This is a genomic window from Paenibacillus sp. 01T47 (assembly GCF_056398245.1).
Window position 1 is genome coordinate 221,313 of the sequence record NZ_JBFTPA010000010.1, and the last position, 18,695, is coordinate 240,007.

The window sequence follows — 18,695 nt, forward strand, 5'->3', positions numbered from 1 at the left end:
TTTGCGGTTGTTTGCAGTGGCAATGTGATCACTACCATAAATCATTGATTTAACTCGATATACTTTTATTGTGCCGCTTCAAATTCTCCGATTGTCTACGCAGCAATATATACAATTGCACAATAATCGCTAATCCGCTTATGAACGACAGAATAAGAAAAGTTTCGGGAGAGGAATCCTTCATAAAATGAGAGACGACATACAAGGTTGCTGTACTGAACACATGCGCGAGCAAAGATGACCATATCGATCCAGTGGTCACGCGAATTACACCATAAATAATCGCTCCAAGAGCAGCGAAGGCCCCAATGGTTACGCTCATAAATACAGTGCCAAACAACAAAGCTTGCAGCAGCACAGACCATGCAGAGGAGAATCGTTGGCGGAATACATGGATCAGCATCCCCCGGAACAGCAATTCCTCGAGCAAAGAACCTAGCAATAAGCTGCTTAATACAAATACATAGAAATTCCCTCCACCAGCTACAAATTGAACCAAATTCGCAATTTCCGGGAAATTCTCAGCGATCCAACCAAGCTGTGTGAACACCGCGATGAACAGACCAAGCCAAATTCCTGTCCCAGCAGCCATCGCTGCTGATTGTGGTCGAACGAAGCCGAGGTCTTGCATTCGAATGTTTTGCCAGCGAAGCAGCGGTACATAAATGGCGATCACAATCGTATTCGCTGCGATAAGAGAGCTCGCTGGATTTTTGCTAAGCCACGCACTAAACTCATCATCTTGAATCCAATTGTTCAACGCCCAATTGGTGAATAAAACTACGCAGATATAAATAGCTAAATAAAGTAGAACTTTACTAATTACGGTTAAAGTTCTCATGTGTGAATGACCTCTTCGTGACTGTTTGGCTTGCGAAAGCGGCGATTGCCCAAATATAAGCCATTTGCAATCATGGCACCTGCAACTGCCATTACAGCTGACAATATGAATATATCGTCACTCTTCGGGCCTAGATGCCAGAGCAAGTATTGAACTCCTTGGCAAGCCACCTGCGCGGCAATCGGCGCCCAGATGGAATCAAACCATACGTACAAGAGGGCAAAAATGATAGCGCCAAGAAACCCATACAAGGAAAGTGGAATATCACCTAAGAAGAATAAAACGCCATATAACAACCCTTGCAGCAAAATCGCAACGGCGACAGGCAGAACGCCTCTAAAGCTGTTCAGCAGTAAACCTCTGAATAACGTTTCCTTGTATACGTTGCCTAGCAATAAAAAAACGAGGAAAACATACCATTCTGCCCGATTCAAATATTCGAATAACTCTTGGAATTTGAACTGATCAGACTGGATCGCAGGCAATTGCGAGAATGCTACAGTGAACAACCCCGCACCCAAACCCACCCATAGCGACAAGGAAATAGCGCTGCCATCCATCTTTTGAAATCGGGCTTCCTTGAATAGGTTTTGTTTAAATATTAGCTTTATTGCAAAGTACATAAGCGGAAAACCAATAATGTCATTTAATATAATGACAATAAGCGTATTTTGTTCAAACCAAGGACTTAACGGGTAGATATAAGCAAAAAATAACTTGGTAACGGTAAGAAACCAGGCGAAATACAACCCGATGACTAGTAGAACACGCCCTATCGATACAGTCCAATTTCTCATCTTATCGCCCTCTTCCAACCGTAATCGGGTCTGCTTGTACTGAACTTGCACCTTTTTCGAGCCCTCTGCGCCAAATATATGCCGTTCCTCCTACGAGAAAGAGCAGGCTTCCAGCCGTTAGAACATACAACGCGGGTTCTCCTATTTCGTTAATCGCTTCATGCCATCCAACGTATTTTGTTATAAAAATAAGACTCATGGCTGAGGTTTGTACAATAATTGGCGCCCATAGGCTCCCTATTCGGATATACAATATCGCGTAGATGAGTCCAGAACCAAAACCAATGAATGACAGGCTGAGGCTTGGCTGAAAATAGGCGTAAACCAATGCTTGCAAAATAAGCGCAGCATACAGCGGCATCACTTGACGTAATTGTCCGTAAATTAATCCTCTAAACAAAATTTCTTCATAGATGGGGGCAATAAGCCCCGCACCTAAAATAACGAATAAAATGGAATCTCCCCTAATGAGATCATCTACGAGAAAGGGGATGGACGGAAAGTGCCGAGCGATGACATCAATTTCAATTAGACCAATACTAAACAGGCATCCGGCTGCCCCCATAGCCAGCATCAACCCGGCATCTTTGACCCCGATCTTCTTGAATCCGCTAACTTGAAACAAAGTTTGTTTCTGCTCTTTCCATATGCTTCTCTTCAAACGGAAAACAAGCATATAGATGAGTAAAATGGAGGTAAATAATATCGCCATGAACATCGCCGGGTTACGATCCATAAACTTGGCAAGGCCGAGTGTAGCTTCATACTGATAGGTTGATCGCAGCAGATAAAGCAAAGCGTAGAAGATACCTAAATACCATGCGATATTCCCGAGCATAAACAAGATCTTTTTCAACGTAATGCTCCTTTGCATATAGGGTTGTCCTTACTGCTTGCCGCCAGCTCTAGCATTAGAAGTCTGCTGAAATTGATGAACGGCCATTCTGAGCAGTTTAATATAGCCCTGAGCCCATGCCTTAACCTTTTCTTTCTTTAATCGACGTGCATTAAATTCCCATAAACCGCTCATCCCTTTACCTGCTCCTCCCCTGCCGCTGTCTAACGTCAGAATGATATCGAAGTGGTGCATGAGTTGATTTTCGGGAATGAAGCCTGTGCGCGAGCGATCTACAAACAAAGGCGTTATGCGGGAACTATTATGGCTCCCAAGCTCTCTCTCCACTTGATTCCAATCGTAGGAAATTTTCGTATCGTCAAACAACGAGTCGGCTGCTCGGATTAGTTCGCTAAACTCCAGCACCGTACTAAAGTCAAGCGCTAAAGGTGTGAGCCGTCCCCTTGATGTTGCAACCGGCATTACCAGATCATTAGCGCCTGACTGCTGCTTCCAGAAGAGCAGATAGATTGCTAGTGCAACGGTTGTAATGGACACGGACTCCGAATATGCCATTTCTGCCAGTCCCTCAATTAAATCGTCCTCAAGGGTGAATTGGTACGAACCATTCCGCTGCGCAGTGTATGTGTTATTGAAGGAGTCCTCACCTGTAGCAATTCCAGCGTAATGCCAAGTGCGAGAAAGATTGCTTTGGGAATCAATATATTCCGCAAGCGCGGCAATCGTCGGATAATTAAATAGATCCGTCACCTTGAGTAAACCTGGGTACAGCTCTTCCAGTCGCTGGTGGGTACGGACAAGCAGCAGCGACTCTCCCCCAACATCAAAGAAATTATGATGCGTCCCAATAGCGGTTCGGCCTAGTACTTCTCCCCAAACGATAGCAATGGTTTTCTCCGTTTCGCTTGCTGCCTCCACATAACGCACGCCTGCATCCAACCGCTCGTCTGGCGCTGGCAATGACTTGCGATCTACCTTGCCATTTGGAGAAAGCGGCATTTGATCCAGTTCCACATAGACAGCCGGAACCATATAATCGGGTAATGTTTTAGCCAGATGATAACGTAATTGTGCAGTAGTGACTGCATCACTCGTTACGACATACGCGCATAGAAAAGCGCTTTCCCCCGCAGCCCCGTCACGCTTCATGACAACGGCTTCCCTCACGTCTGGATGACCCGTAAGCGCATGCTCGATCTCCCCGCATTCAATGCGGTACCCCCTAATTTTCACCTGGTGATCCATTCGTCCCAGAAATTCGATGCTGCCATCAGGCAGCCACCTCGCAAGATCGCCTGTACGATACATGAGCTCGTTAGCTGCGAATGGATTTATGACAAACTTTTCCGAGGTCAAATCAGGACGTTTCCAATACCCCCGCGCCAAGCCAGCTCCCGCAATACACAGCTCTCCCGCCACGCCTACCGGTTGAACCTGCATAACATCATTGACCACATATAAGGAAATATTGTCGATAGGTTTGCCAATAGGCACGCTCGTTAAACTTTGCTCTCCTATACACTCGTAATAGGACACATCGACCGTCGCTTCCGTTGGACCATACAGATTAATGAGCTTCGCAGCATTAGGTTCTCCGATTCGCTCTCTAAATCTCTCTACTTGATTGACCGTAAGCGCTTCTCCACTGGCAAAAACATAACGTAAGCTCTCAAGCTTTTTACTATCCTTAACAAGGCCCGGGTAATCCAAAAACAGATGAAGCATAGAAGGTACAAAATGTAGCGTAGTCACCGCATACTTATTAATGGCATCATATATCGCCCCAGGGTCCTTTTCTCCGCCTGGTGCAAGCAAGCATAGCTTAGCGCCTGAGAAGCTCCATAAGAACAACTCCCATACCGACACATCAAACGTAAATGGCGTTTTTTGCAAAATCACATCATGCATATCAAGTGTGTATCTGTTTTGCATCCACGTAAGGCGATTCACTACGGAATGGTGCTCAATCATTACCCCTTTCGGCTGTCCTGTTGACCCTGAGGTGTACAACACATACGCTAAGCTGCGCGATCGATGGATTTTTTCTAACGGCCCATCATTTTGCTCATGCTGCAGCGCTTCCTCTATGTTCAATCGTTCAGAGTCTAGTGACATGTTGCCGATCTGCCCGTCTAAGCCCCGAGTCAAAACAATCCTTGCTCCCGAGTCATCCAGCATATATCGAACTCGCTCTTCAGGAAGCCCAGGTGAGATCGGGATATACGCCGCTCCTGCCTTCAATATGCCGTAAATCGCAATGATCATGTCTACAGAACGCTCCATGATGACGGCTACAGTATCCTCATGCTTCACCCCGTGCTTTCTCAGAGCTCTTGCCAGCCGATTGGCCTTCCCATTCAGTTCACGATAGGACATTTCCCCAGTCTCATAGATCAGGGCAGTAGCATGCGGTATCCACTCAGCTTGTGCTTCCAAGTAAGACTCAACGGTTATATGGCTTGGATAAGCGGTAGCCGTTTCGTTGAATTGAACAAGTTGAATGGCTTCTTCATCCGAATTCAGCAAGCTTATCTGGTTTAAAGAGATATGCGTATCTTTTGTAATTTGCTCCACAATTCGAATATAGTAACTAATCATTTGGTTGATTGTTTGTTGTTCGAATAGATCCGTTGCATATTCTACAGTAAGGTCTGCACCATCCTCACGCATTGCAAGCTCAAACGTCAGATCCAGCTTGGATACAGCGTGCTCCAGCGGCTGCGTCTTTATTTGCAGCACATCAGCTTTCATTGCCGGCACATCCATATTTTGCATAACGAACATGACGTCAAAGATTGGATTTCGACTCAGGTCTCGCTTTACATCAAGTGCGGTTACACAATGCTCGAACGGCAGCATCCCATTATGCATCGCACCAAGCACCTTCTCCTTGATCTGTCGGGCAAAATGAAGAAAGCTGTGCTCGCCAGATGGCTGGCTCCGGATAGCAACGGTATTGACAAACATCCCAACAAGCGGGGCTGTCTCTGGATGGGATCTTCCTCCAATCGGTGTACCAGAGATGATATCCTCTTGCCCCGTCAGCTTATGAAGCAGCACGTGAAAACAAGCAAGCCATAATGGAAAACTAGTCATGCCAGCCGTTGCTGCCAATGACTCTACCTCGGACATTAACGAGAGAGGCAGCGCATGAATGATTTTTCTCCCCTTAAAGCTTTGTTCGGCTGGCCTTGGCTTGTCCACTCGCAAATCCAGAAGCGGCAGCGTTCCCGCCAGCTCCTCTCGCCAGTACTGCTCTTGCCTATCCCGCTCGCGGCTCTTCATAAAGCCCTGCTGCCATACAGCTACGTCCTTGTACTGGACTTCAAGCGGCAGCAACGTGCCGCCTTCATAAAGCTTGGTGAAATCCTGCGCCAGCACTGTCATTGAAATACCGTCAGATACGATATGATGCATATCAAGCAACAGCAAATGCTCTTGCGCGCCATTCGTAATAAGCGAAGCGCGCAGCAGCGGAGCAATGCTCAAATCAAATGGCTGAACGAATTTTTGCATGCTGCTCCATCCATCCACTTGATCCGTTTTTGTTACATCAACTCGCACCATTACTCGCTCATGAATGCGTTGCACGGGGGCGCCATCGCGCCATTCAAAGCTTGTTCTGAGCGGCTCATGACGATCAATGAGCCGCTGCAGCGCCTCTTGCAATCTCTCAACGTTCAGTTCACCACGCATACTGAGTGCGAGCGGCAAATTGTAGGCTGTACTGGAAGGCTTCATATGATGCAAAACGAATAGTCGGTTCTGCGCAAGCGACAATGGGTAAACATCCCTCTGCTCGGCCCTTGTGATAGATGCTGCAGTCCTTTTCGGCGATCTATCAATGAACGACGCCATCTCTTCTAGGACCGGGTAGGCGAACACATCCTTTAGTGTAAATGTGACCTCTAACTGCCGCTCCACTGCACCCGTTAACTGCGCTGCGCGCAGCGAATGTCCGCCAAGCTGGAAAAAATGATCGTCGGTGCGTACGATGTGAACACCAAGTATGCTCTTCCATAGCTCTGCCAGTCGGAGCTCCGTCTCACCGCGCGGATCGGCGCCGCCAATAGAATCAGCAAACGTCGGCTGTGGAAGGCGACTGCGGTCTATCTTCCCGCTAGCATTAAGAGGAAAGGAATGCAGGCAGGCAAACAGGGAAGGAATCATATATTCCGGAAGCATCCCCCTTAGCCTCTCCTTCAACTCACGTTCATTGCGTTCAAAAGAAGAAACCACATATGCACATAAGGCTGGTTCTCCCGTCCGATCCTTCACGGGCATGACGAGCGCATCGGAAACCTCCTCCAGCTGCATCAGCGCATGCTCAATCTCTCCACATTCCATTCGAAATCCTCTAATCTTCACTTGATGATCGAATCGACCCAAATACTCGATATGACCGTCAGCAAGCCAGCGCGCGCGATCTCCAGTCAAGTACATTCGTTCCCCAGCAAAAAAAGGATCAAGTACAAATTTTTCCGCTGTCAATTCATGACGGTTCAAATAACCTCTAGCGAGTCCCACTCCAGCGATGCAGAGCTCGCCCGGAATTCCAATGGGCTGCAGCCGCCGCTGCTCATCCACAACGTACAGCCGAATATTTTGAATCGGTGAGCCAATTGGAACAGATCCTTGCTTATAGTTCGCGCAGTCATATGAGCTGACATCCACGGTCGCTTCAGTCGGTCCGTATAAATTTATGAGTCGTGGACTTTCGCTGCCTGCAGAATGTTGGCTGTAGAACCCTTCCACCTGTGCAGGCTTCAACGCCTCTCCGCTTGCAAATACGTAACGCAAACCTCCGAAAGGCTTGTCCGCCTTAACTTCCGATGCATACTGGAGATATACGCCCAGCATGGATGGGACAAAATGCATGACCGTCACCGCTTGCTCACGGATGACTTTCATCATGACCTGCGGCTCCCGCTCCCCCCGCGGTTCCAGCAAGTAAACAGATGCCCCTGCAAAACTCCACCAGAACAGCTCCCACACTGAAACATCAAAAGTTATAGGTGTCTTCTGAAGAATGACATCTTGCGAATCAAGTGGATATTGATCTTGCATCCAATGTATACGGTTGATGACCGCAGCATGCTCGATCATAACTCCCTTTGGTTTTCCAGTAGAACCTGATGTATAGATGACATATGCCAAATGATGCGCGTTCACTGCAGGCTCCCATAGCCATTCCTCAGTATCATGGGAACCCTTGTCTTCAACAGCATCTATATCTATAATTTCACCATTAAACGGCAGTTGGTTCATCCATTTGTGCTGGGAACATAATATATTGGCTCCGCTATCTTCAAGAATGTACCCAATACGCTCCTCTGGAAAATGCGGATCGATAGGCAAGTAAGCGCCCCCGGCTTTTAGAATGCCTAAAATCGCTGCCATCATTTCAAAAGAGCGCTCTGCAACAATCGGGACGATTGTGTCAGCTCCAACACCTTTCTGACGGAGCAGCAGAGCGAGTCGATTTGCGCATTCATCAAGCTCACGGTAAGTAAACATGCCCTCGTTCGATCGAATAGCTGGAGCATCAGGCGTCTTGCGCACCTGTGCCTCAAAACAGCCATGGATGGTTTCGCCACCAGGATACGGCCTTGCTGTATCATTCCATTCTTGAAGAAGCATTTGCGCTTCCTTCTTCATAATTAGGCTGAGGGAAGAGCATCTCATACCTGGCTCATCCGTCACTTGTTTCAGTATATTGAGCCAATGGTCCGCCAGCCTCATCATCGTCGCTTTATGAAATAATCGCGTATTGAACTCTAGCTCTGCTCGAAGGCCTCCGTCACCATGAGGATAAAGATCAAGTTTAAAATCCAATTTAGATGTCATGTTTTTACCTGCGCGTATAGGCTGTACCCCTACAGTGTGACCCTTTACTTCCAGATCATTTCCGATCTGGTTGTGCAAAATCATCATCGTATCGAACAGCGGGTTTCGTGAGGGATCCATCGTCATTTGCGCAGCTTCAATCATCTGGTCAAAGCTCACATCTTGATGTTCGAGTGCTGCAAGAAGATGATCATGTGACGCCTTCGCAAATTGATCAAATTTCATTCCATCGCCTATTTTAAGGCGAATTGGAAGAAAATTATTGAACATACCGATCATATTAGCCGTTTCGGGATGTGATCTTCCTGCCGCTAGCGCCCCAATAATCAAGTCATTTCCACTTGTATACTTTTGAAGAAGCAGAGCGTAGGAAGCAAACAACAGACTATTTAAGCTAATATTGAGCGTATCGGATATAGATTGAAGCCGAATTGCTAGCTCTGAAGGGACATGGAATCCAAACGTCTCCCCCTCTAGCGATTGCCGTTCCCCACGCGGGAAGTCAAGCGGCATGTCGAGGCTCGGGGGTGGATCGCTTAACTCGGTCTCCCAATATCGGATGCTCTTGCGCATGCGTTCCGTATTCCCTTGGCTTGCTCTCCATACCGCATAATCCTTGTACTGAATATGCGGCTCTTCCAAGCGCTTGCCGTCTAGTCGTTTGACTAGCTCTTCAATAAGCAGACTCACCGAAATGCCATCAGCAATAATATGATGGATATTTAGAAGCAAATAAGTTTCTCCGCATTCGCTGCTGAGCAGCCGTGCGTCAAGGAGCGGTGCTTGTGAAAGCGGCAACGGCTTGGTAAATTCGCAGAACTGTTGCTCCAAATCTATTGTTGTATCGCTTAACTCTTGAAGCTCGAACGAAGCATACTCATGTATAATTTGACGCGCCTCACCGTCAATAAGCTGGAATGATGTACGAAGCGGCTCATGCAGAGCAATAAGTCCTTTTATGGCCCGTTCCATATCCGTTCGCTGAACATGGCAAGTTAAGCGCAGCGCTAGCGGGATATGATAGGCTATACCCGCGTTTGCAATTTCTTCAATGAGAAAAACACGCTGCTGGGATGGACTTAACGGATAAGATTGAGAAATGTTTGTCGGTATTATCGGTTCATATGCCTCTTTATTTGCGCTGTCAATCCATTCTGCTTGCTCTCTAACTGTTGAACGTAGAAATACTTCCTTGATCGGCATTCGGACATGATATTGCTTATAAATTTCCGACACAAGCGTTGCAGCCTTCAATGAGTGACCGCCGTGTGCGAGGAAATGATCATTAACGCCAACAGCCTCTACCTTCAAAACCATTTCCCAAATGGTTGCAAGCTGAATCTCGGTTTGGGTTGTAGGCGGGACATAGGCTGCTGCCATTACGATGCTCAGTTTGGAAAAGTCAGGCTCAGGCAATGCGTTTTTGTTAATCTTGCCGTTAGAGGTGAGCGGGAGCTTCTCCACCCGCACGAAGACTGCCGGAATCATAAATTGCGGCAGCTTTGCTCCCAGTTCTGCTTGCAGCCGATCTATGGAAAGTTCACCATTTGCTACGATGTAAGCAGCAAGCTGTGGATCGCCGCTGCGGTATTTCAGCATAACTACTGCTTCCCTAACGTCCTCACACTCTAGCAGTTTGCTCTCAATTTCCCCCAGTTCTATACGAAATCCACGCAGCTTCACCTGGGTGTCGAGCCGATCCAAAAACTCTAGATTACCGTCAGGCAGCCGCCTAACCAAATCCCCTGTCCTGTAAAGCTTGGTTCCCTCCTTAAAAGGATGGGGAACAAATTTATTTGCAGTAAGCTCCGGCAGGTTCAAGTAACCTTGTGTTAAACCATCGCCGGCAATACATAACTCCCCAGGCACAAGTGGTGGGAGCAAGGCACCATTTTCGTCCAATACAAGTGCTTCTGAATGTGCGATAGGCTTGCCTATTGGAATTGCAGCATTGTCCTGCTCTAGCGAGTCAATCGGATAACAAGTAGCGAAAACAGTAGACTCTGTTGGACCGTACACATGAAGCAGCACGCCTGAACCGACGATCTGATAAGCTCTTTTAATATGCGAGGCTGATGCGCGTTCACCGCCAAACAATAGATGACGAAGGGAAGGCAAGTCCTTCAATCCAGAGTCAACGAATGCATTAAACAAAGCTGTAGTCGCAAAAAATACCGTAACCCTTTGTTTCTTCATCAATAAAATAAGCTGATGGATATCAAGCAAATCGTTTTCATTCACAAGGACGAGCTTTGCGCCGTTCAAAAGTGCCCCATAAAAATCAAACGTCGATCCGTCAAACGCATAATTCGATAACTGCAGCAGCGCATCCTCATTCGTGATTCGGATATAGTCAGTATCCCGAGCAATGCGAATGACGTTTCGGTGCGTAGTTAAAATTCCTTTTGGCCGTCCTGTGGAACCAGAGGTGTACATCACATAAGCTGCGTCGTCCCCTGTTACATCCACATTATAATTATGTCCCTCTGCCTGTCTCCACTCGTTCCTCATAGCATCCATGTCAATCTTATCTACTGGCCTATTCCCAGCTTGAGCAAGCTTGCCGCCTATATGGCTTGTCTGAGCATCTACTATCATTGTAGAAATATCAGCGTCTCCAAGCATAAACTCAATCCTGTCGATAGGATAACTCGGGTCGATTGGCACATAAGCGGAGCCGGTCTTCAACACAGCAAGTATCGCAACTGGCATATTAAAGGATCGATGAAGAAGCAGCGCCACACGTGAATGCGGAACTACTCCATGGTTGATGAGCCATCTAGCCAGAGCATTTGCCATTTCATTCAGCTCTGTGTAGGAGAGGGTTGCCTCATCCATAACTATAGCCGGGAGCTGTGGGGTATGAGCCACCTGCCTCTCAAACAGCCTGTACAGTGAAGTATCGTTAGGGTAAAGTGCTCGACTCGACTCGCTAGTAGCCAAAATAAGCTGGCATTCATCCTCGTCTAACATAGGAAGCATCTCAACAGTCGTCTCAGGGGATTGCACTGCTGCATCAGCTAATGTTTTATAATGGCGAGCAAATCCTCTTACTGTTTCCTGACTGTACAAGTCGAGAGAATATTCAATAGATACTGTAATGCCTTCCTCCGAAGCTACACATTCCCAGGTCATATCAAATTTAGATGTACCTGTTCCTATCGGCTCAGGCTTGAATGTGACATTCGCTGTATGAAACTGTGGAATTTCCATGTTGTGCAACGTAAATACAGTGCTGAACAAAGGATTACGGCCATGTTCTTGTTTTGCCTCTGCCAGCTCTACAATTTCTTCGTAAGGGACGTCCTGATGGTCTAGCGATAACAATATTTGTTTATTGATCTCTTCAAAGCATTGAAGGATCGAAAGCTCCTTGCCAGCCCGAAGTCGCAGCGGCACCATATTGACGAACAGGCCCACGATACCTTCCATCTCCGGCCTTGTTCTCCCTGCCGACGCAGTACCGATCACCATATCAACTGCTCCGGTGTACTTGCTCAGCAGTATAAAGTAAACGGAAGTTAAAACGGTATACAACGTACCGCCTGTTTGGAAAGCTAATTGCTCCAGCTTAGCTGTAAGTGTTGCATCGAGTACAAATTTTTCAATAGCTCCCTTGTAGCTAAGAGTGAGCGGACGCCGATAATCTGCCGGGATGTCGATCTCCCCCGCTCCCTCCTTGAAGATTTGCCGCCAATACTCTCTCTGCCTTATCATGCGCCTATCTTCTGCCCTGAACCTTTTCTCCCAATCAGCAATATCGCTGTATTGAAAAGAAATTGGAGGCAGCTCAGCCCCTTCATACATCGCAATAAATTGCCCGATTAATATTCCCATCGATGTGCCATCCGTAATGAGATGATGCATATCAAATAACATCAGATGGCGGTTATGATTGAATGTGATTAACTCCATTCGGAACAACGGCGCCTTAGACAGCTCATAGGGCTGCAGAAATGCACTAATTTGGTGCTGCATATCACTCTCTGACCAGCCGCGGCCGTTTGTAAGAATAATGGGCAGCTTTACTGAATCTGCAATGCGACCGACCACGATATCATTATCCATAACAAATGATGTACGTAGTGAAGAATGCCTGTTGATCAAAGACTCCCACACCTGTTGAAACTTACTGAGGTCCAGCTCCCCCTCAATGCTTATGCGCTGCGGAAGATGATAACGAAGGAGACCTGAATTCATTTCCTCAACAATAAATAATCTCTTCTGAGCAGATGTAGCGGGATACCAATCCCTCGTGCCTCCATTTGAGATCATTTCGCACTGGTCATTTCTGTCATTTCTTTGATCTTCCCCAGCAGCCGCTTCAGCGACATAAGCGGCCAGTAACCGAACAGTATGATGCTGAAACAACTCGCTCAGAGATACATTTATGCCAAACGTCGACTGCAGCTGGGCAGCTACATAAGCTGCGCTCAGTGAATTACCGCCATGCTCCAAAAAATGATCATCTATTCCAATGCGGTCTGTCTTCAGCACTTTTTTCCAAATAGACAATATGCGATGTTCGGCATCCGTTTCAGGAGCTGCAGCAGCCGACTCGGGAGCTGTTTCTTCCATAATCGCTGCCAGCGACTCCAATTCCGAAATGACTGAGGAGAATTGTCCGCTCTGCATACTCTCAGCAAGAGTGTAACGCTGAATTTTCCCAGAGGTAGTTTTCGGAATACGCTTCACTGGAACAATGAGCTCCACTTGGAGTCCAGTTTTTCGATTTAGCAATCGCTGCACGCTTTGCCTCAGCGGCACAAAACCGTTAAGCTTGCCTCGAAATTGAATAAATATGGCGATCTCATCCTGCTTCGTTACTTCATTCTGAATCGCACTGACAGCTACTTTGCCTATTTCTGCTCCCTTAATTTCACTTGCCAGCATTTCCAAATCATGCGGGTATACGTTCTGTCCATTGACGAAAATAATATCCTTCATGCGGCCAGTCACATACAATCTGCCGTCTTGCATAAATCCAAGATCACCGGTATTCAGCCATCCGTCTGTCGATAGAATGACGGCGTTCACATCAGGGCGGTTAAAATAACCCTTGGTGACATTCCTCCCTCTAATATGGAGGAGCCCAACGTGCCGATCTGGCGTTTCCCGGCCAGACTCGTCGCAAATTTTAAGCTCGCATTCGGATACAGGGAACCCGAGCTCAACGATTTCTATTTTATTGGGATCATCCGCTGGAGCATCCTGAATAACATCTCCGATATTCAAGCCCTTTCGGCTTACATATAAGGTATTCAAGCTCTCCTCCACATGCGGAAATGTAACGGCCAAACTTGCTTCCGCTAGTCCATAGACGGGAAATATACATTGTTCTCTAAGCCCATAAGGCTTCATCTGTGCGAGAAACTCGCGGCAATTGCTCGCGGATATTGGTTCCGCTCCGTTAAAGATAAGCCTTACCGAGCTAAGGTCCCAGCAGGTGGCATTCTCCGGTTTAAAATGCTGTAGAAAGTGAACATAACCAAAGTTAGGTGATGATAGACAGGTAATGCGATGCTGATGCGTCAGCTCCATCCACTTCATCGGATGAAGCACGAATGTCGAGGTCGGCATCTGCCATTGATTCATAAGCCCAAGCATCGGAGTTAGATGAAATCCGATCAAACCCATATCATGCGTAAGCGGGAGCCAGCTTAAAGAGGAATCAGCCTCGGTCGACTGCGCGCCCTCCAATATCGACCGCATATTCGAAAGTAAGTTGCCATGTGTCAAAACAACACCCTTAGGATCACCTGTGGAACCAGAGGTGAATTGGATAAATGCAACATCATCCTCGGTTGCCGCATAGACTGTCCCTTGGCGATCTATAGCAGCTGCTTCATCCAAAACATCCTTGATCGGCAGCATTCTTTTTTGTAATAGCTGTCCTGCGGCATGCTCTTCATTTTTGAGACAATAAGCTGCAACAGATTCCCATATTTCTGGCTCGCACAGCAAATACGGATTTCCAAGTTGGCTGCTTACTTGAAGAAGCTTCTTCCTTCCTTCGTCAGTTCGTCCCGCTGTAAGTGGAACGGGGATCATGCCGCCCAATAGGCAGGCCCAAAACAAAACAAGAAATCGTTCATTATCTTCGGTCTGCAGCACAACATGCTGCCCTTTGCCAAGCCCTCTTTCCTGCAGCTGACCGAGTACTGCACCCGCTGCCTTGCGTAGTTGCCCATACGACACGAATCGATCCTTACCCGCCTCGCAGAACGTAATGCCCGCACCGCTCGTTCCGCTTGCAATGAGTACCTCTGAGAGATTTCGGATGATATTCATATAGCTCCCCCTACTTTTTGTCTGTGGCATTATACCGTTGTAGAGTGCAGCTCTTGATACTTGTCCGTCACAATCCGATTATTCTCATCCATAATGACCACATCGGGCTTGTACACCCTCGCTTCATGATCTTCCATCATGGCGTAGGAGATAATAATAACGAGATCTCCTGGCTGAACCATTCGCGCAGCCGCTCCATTTAGACAAACCATGCCTGAGCCTCTTGGGCCAGTGATCGCATACGTCTCCAACCGCGCGCCGTTATTGATATTTACAACTTGTACTTTCTCGTTCTCTAAAATATTGGATGCGTCTAAAATATCTTGATCAATCGTGATGCTGCCTACATAATTTAAATTTGCTTCCGTAACGACCGCACGGTGAATTTTGGATTTGTGAATTTCTCTAAACATAAATAACACACTCCTCATAGAATAGTGAATTTGGTTAATATACCGATAAATAATAGTGCTTTAACACAACCTTAAAGTTACTTTTATTTGTATTTATTACAAATTTTAAAATAAAAAAGACAAAGAAATCGCTCCGTTAACATGAAAGCGTTAACAATAGTTTGTTAATAACTTCTGAATGCATTCGACTAAGTAGTTTTGGTTGAAGGTATAGCTTATGCAGGTTGAATATTCGAGTTAAAATAACATGTGGGTTAACTTGTTGGGGAGACTGACAAGCAAGTGATTAGCAATGAAATCATTTACTAGAAAAGAGCTGCGCAATGAAAGAGGTGTGGGAAAATGCTGTAAAGGTTTAGCTTATTTTGATATCAAAGAGCGTGGTCATCCTGACTAATTTGATACTAATATCAAAAAAATGATACTTTTTACCATTCGAACTCATACCTATAGTAGTTGGATTGCACCTATGAAAGAAAGGGGATTTTTATGTTAAAAAGGGGTGGAATTCTCTTTTTTTGATTTATATGGTCACTATTGTGATAGATTCGCGCATAATAAACGATTTCGTGTAAGACAATAGGGGGGTTGTTTTATTCTCTAACGAACTGTATTGAGCTTATTCCATAGAAAACTACGCTTCTTTCGTTTTAACAAATCTAATTAATGTTCGGTGAAAATAAAGTATTTGACGGGAGTCATTGAATTAACGCGATTTTTGAATTAAAGGATCGTCAGCTTTTAAAAAATAAGTTTTAGACTAACCCCATAACAAAAGCAGCGGCGAACCAAGACCAGATAAATAAAGTCTTAGACTGCCGCGGCTATTTCAACTAACGTTCTCCGTTAGTTCATGACTTTTCACTACTTAGGATGGCTTCAAATATTTTTAACCCTGTAACGTCTATCATAGTTCCTTGAGAAGGCTCTTTTTTAGTAATCCATTTTATTAATTGAGCAACATAATAATCCATAAGAGAATTCGAGAAAAAAGAATAATTGGATAGCAATACAATTCCTACACGGAGTTCCTTGTTGAAAGCTAGATAACTGTTAAAACCAGCTGAACCCCCATTATGCCAGAGGATACCTTTATCTAGAAGTTTATCCTCACCCCAGCCAAAATAACGGTTTGAATTTCCGATCCATATAGGGATATGACTTTTTTGCAGTGTAGAGGCTATCGGATTATCATCATTTAGATTGGCTTGGACAAATAAACTCAAATCGTTAACCGATGACTTAATCCCCCCAGCTCCTTCATGTATAGAGAGATCCCAGTGAGGGACTCTCTTCCCAGTTGAAGCATGTCCATTCAAAAACCTTCTATTCTGTTCTGAATCAAGTGTAACGGCTGTCTCATTCATCTTTAATGGGCTCGTTATGTATTTTTTCAACAGTTCATCATACTTGCTTCCTGACACCTTGCATAGAATATTCCCCAGTAAGCCCACACCGATATTGGAATATTCAAATGAACCAATACTATCCGTGTAATCAGCATTAGATAGAAAAGCAGTTAAATCTTGCTCGGTATACATTGAATAAGGATTCGATCTTTTTTTAGCCAGATTGTGGTTTGTTGCCAATATAGGTAAACCAGAGGTATGAGTAGCAAGGCTTTTCAAGGTAATCTTATTCAAATAATCGTTTTTAACGTTTGGCACAAACTTACCAACCATGTCATCCGAGGAAAGCAGTTTTTCCCGTTCCATTTCTAATAAGAGAATGGATGTGAAAACTTTGGTTATGGAGCCGATTTCAAACAACATATGCTCAGGAGGAATCGTACTTCTCTTTTGATTATTACTGAACGAAAAATATTCAATACCGCCATCTCTAATAATCCCGATCGCAAGATGTAAATGTTTCTTATCTTTGGTGTAATCTGAAACAAAATTATGTAAATCCTTCATAGTAACAGCTACTCCTTTTAGTTTTATGATGCTTACAAAAATCCTCGGTTGTTGAAATCACGCTAATCAACCTATTTGGATGCTGAATTATGTACTCGTTTCCATTTCTTTATATTCCTGCTCGTTACTTCAATTAGAAACGGCAGCTGAGCATTAGACCAGCTAATGTAGTGTATTGAACAATCGTTTCCCGTTAGCTTAATTATGTGATGTACAGGTTATCGTAAAGACTTCCCATAAGGTTTCAAATATTCACGCATCTGCTTATTGGATAAGGCTAGGGCCTCTTCTCGTGTTGTTGCGGGGGCAGATAGCATCTTTCCATTCTCAGTGTTCCAAACGGTCTGAAGATTTCCATCTTCGGATTCAGACTGTTGATTGGGCGTTGTTATAAGGAATGTTACTTGACTAAAGTCTTTGTTCGCGAATATAGAATGTGACTGGTAAATTTCAGCTCCTACAGTTGTTCCCCGTTCGTCATAAAGAAAATAAGGATAGGCTATTGAGCCCCAGCCGTCTCTAGAAAAATGAATTTCTATATTGCGCTGATCCTGAGGCACTGGAATTTGTTCACCTACAATTCGTACTACACCCTTAAATATTCGCTCTCTTTTCAAGCTCGTATGCACCTTGCCCTGAATTATAACAGTCGCAGGCTCTATCCCCGATTTTACATCTTCATAACCTAACTGATACTTAACACCAATCAGCTTTACATCAATTGTGCTGGGGTGCTTCACATACATGACCCAGATTGCGCCAATGACGATAATAATCAAGCTGATTGATACAATCCATCTTTTCGTCTGCAACTAGCTTCATCCCTTTTATGGAACTCATTTACTTTCCTACCTAATTCATATGATTAATATAGTCTTAAGTTGCGCTAAACTGCCCGTTAGCTTAACCATAAACTCGCTCTACCTGGAATTAGACTTGATTCAAAATTAGTCGAAGAATTATCCATTGATCGAAACTCGATTTTAAAGTCGGATTCACCAGTAATTTCTTCGAGAATTTGCATAATGAAATTGGAGTATCTTTGGTATAACCATTCCGTAGTAAAGTTGTTCGGACTGTAAATTAAATATGTACTTTCCACGTACTCTGCCTTCGTACTCTTAAACCATGTATTGAAGCTTGGAATTGAAATTTCGCTTTGTATTTTGTCCAATGCTTTTGTCCAGACATCAAGTTGTTCCGTTACTTCTATTTTAGTATTCTTAACTTCATGAATTACTGGCTCCCCATATACCCTTTCACTTAGAAGAAGTTCTTCAACAGACTTGCTGAAGACCTGTCCTAGTTTTAGCAGAACTTCGATATCAGGCAAACATTCGCCTTGTTCCCACTTGGAAACGGCTTGATGGCTTACGCCCAGTAAATTGGAAAGTTCTACTTGCGTTAATGATAGTCCCTTCCGCAAGTCCAATATGTTTTTACCGACTTTTACATTATCTAACACTGTGGATCACCTCCATTACTCAACTTAAGCAAATAGTATCATAAAGAAAGCGAAATCAAAATCGAGTATATGTTGAATTGAATGTACCATTAAATGCAACCGTGGGTTGCAAAGGATGTTGAACTAAACTGCCCGTTAACATTCCTGTAGGTGTTAGTAGATTCAATTTGCAGTAAAACGAACGCCCCGCTAGGATGAGTATGTACTGGGTTGGAGCCCTCAGAACTCACCTTAGGAGGCGTTATTATGAAGTCTAGACTAACTAAAGC

The 18,695-nt window shown here is 45.1% G+C and carries 8 protein-coding genes; all 8 read right to left on the reverse strand.

Translation table 11 applies throughout. The features are described 5' to 3' along the window. Positions 1-49: 49 nt before the first annotated feature. The 8 genes from AC1DOV_RS20530 to AC1DOV_RS20565 all read right to left on the reverse strand — a co-directional run bounded on the left by AC1DOV_RS20530 (position 50) and on the right by AC1DOV_RS20565 (position 18,426). On the reverse strand, positions 50-841 hold the full coding sequence (locus AC1DOV_RS20530) for a lysostaphin resistance A-like protein (RefSeq protein ID WP_477550926.1): 792 nt from the start codon (positions 839-841) through the stop codon (positions 50-52). Beyond that, complete coding sequence (locus tag AC1DOV_RS20535) at positions 838-1,638, reverse strand: lysostaphin resistance A-like protein (RefSeq protein ID WP_477550927.1); 801 nt, start codon at positions 1,636-1,638, stop codon at positions 838-840. Before AC1DOV_RS20535 ends, AC1DOV_RS20530 begins: the two co-directional genes overlap by 4 nt. Position 1,639: 1 nt before the next feature. After that, positions 1,640-2,494 (reverse strand): lysostaphin resistance A-like protein, encoded by an 855-nt coding sequence (locus AC1DOV_RS20540; protein WP_477550928.1) that lies wholly within the window; start codon positions 2,492-2,494, stop codon positions 1,640-1,642. A gap of 30 nt (positions 2,495-2,524) precedes the next feature. After that, complete coding sequence (locus tag AC1DOV_RS20545) at positions 2,525-14,632, reverse strand: amino acid adenylation domain-containing protein (RefSeq protein WP_477550929.1); 12,108 nt, start codon at positions 14,630-14,632, stop codon at positions 2,525-2,527. 29 nt (positions 14,633-14,661) lie between these two features. After that, on the reverse strand, positions 14,662-15,045 hold the full coding sequence (gene panD, locus AC1DOV_RS20550; protein WP_076270779.1) for an aspartate 1-decarboxylase: 384 nt from the start codon (positions 15,043-15,045) through the stop codon (positions 14,662-14,664). An 851-nt stretch (positions 15,046-15,896) separates the two neighbouring features. Further along, the gene (locus AC1DOV_RS20555; RefSeq protein WP_441875986.1) at positions 15,897-16,961 is read right to left on the reverse strand and encodes a serine hydrolase domain-containing protein; all 1,065 of its coding nucleotides are present in this window, start codon (positions 16,959-16,961) and stop codon (positions 15,897-15,899) included. A 218-nt stretch (positions 16,962-17,179) separates the two neighbouring features. Further along, entirely contained in the window at positions 17,180-17,773 is a 594-nt protein-coding gene (locus AC1DOV_RS20560) for a hypothetical protein (RefSeq protein WP_441875983.1), read from the reverse strand. A gap of 86 nt (positions 17,774-17,859) precedes the next feature. Then, positions 17,860-18,426 carry a helix-turn-helix transcriptional regulator gene (locus AC1DOV_RS20565; RefSeq protein ID WP_339207960.1) on the reverse strand — a complete coding sequence of 189 codons (567 nt, stop codon included), beginning with the start codon at positions 18,424-18,426 and terminating at the stop codon, positions 17,860-17,862. Between the last annotated feature and the right edge of the window lie 269 nt (positions 18,427-18,695).

What these genes read in the sequence shown, in the direction of transcription:
- AC1DOV_RS20530 (WP_477550926.1), bottom strand. Translation starts at nt 841, where the DNA reads ATGAGAACTTTAACCGTAATTAGTAAAGTTCTACTTTATTTAGCTATT.
- AC1DOV_RS20535 (WP_477550927.1), bottom strand. Translation starts at nt 1,638, where the DNA reads ATGAGAAATTGGACTGTATCGATAGGGCGTGTTCTACTAGTCATCGGG.
- AC1DOV_RS20545 (WP_477550929.1), bottom strand. Translation starts at nt 14,632, where the DNA reads ATGAATATCATCCGAAATCTCTCAGAGGTACTCATTGCAAGCGGAACG.
- panD (WP_076270779.1), bottom strand. Translation starts at nt 15,045, where the DNA reads ATGTTTAGAGAAATTCACAAATCCAAAATTCACCGTGCGGTCGTTACG.
- AC1DOV_RS20555 (WP_441875986.1), bottom strand. Translation starts at nt 16,961, where the DNA reads ATGAAGGATTTACATAATTTTGTTTCAGATTACACCAAAGATAAGAAA.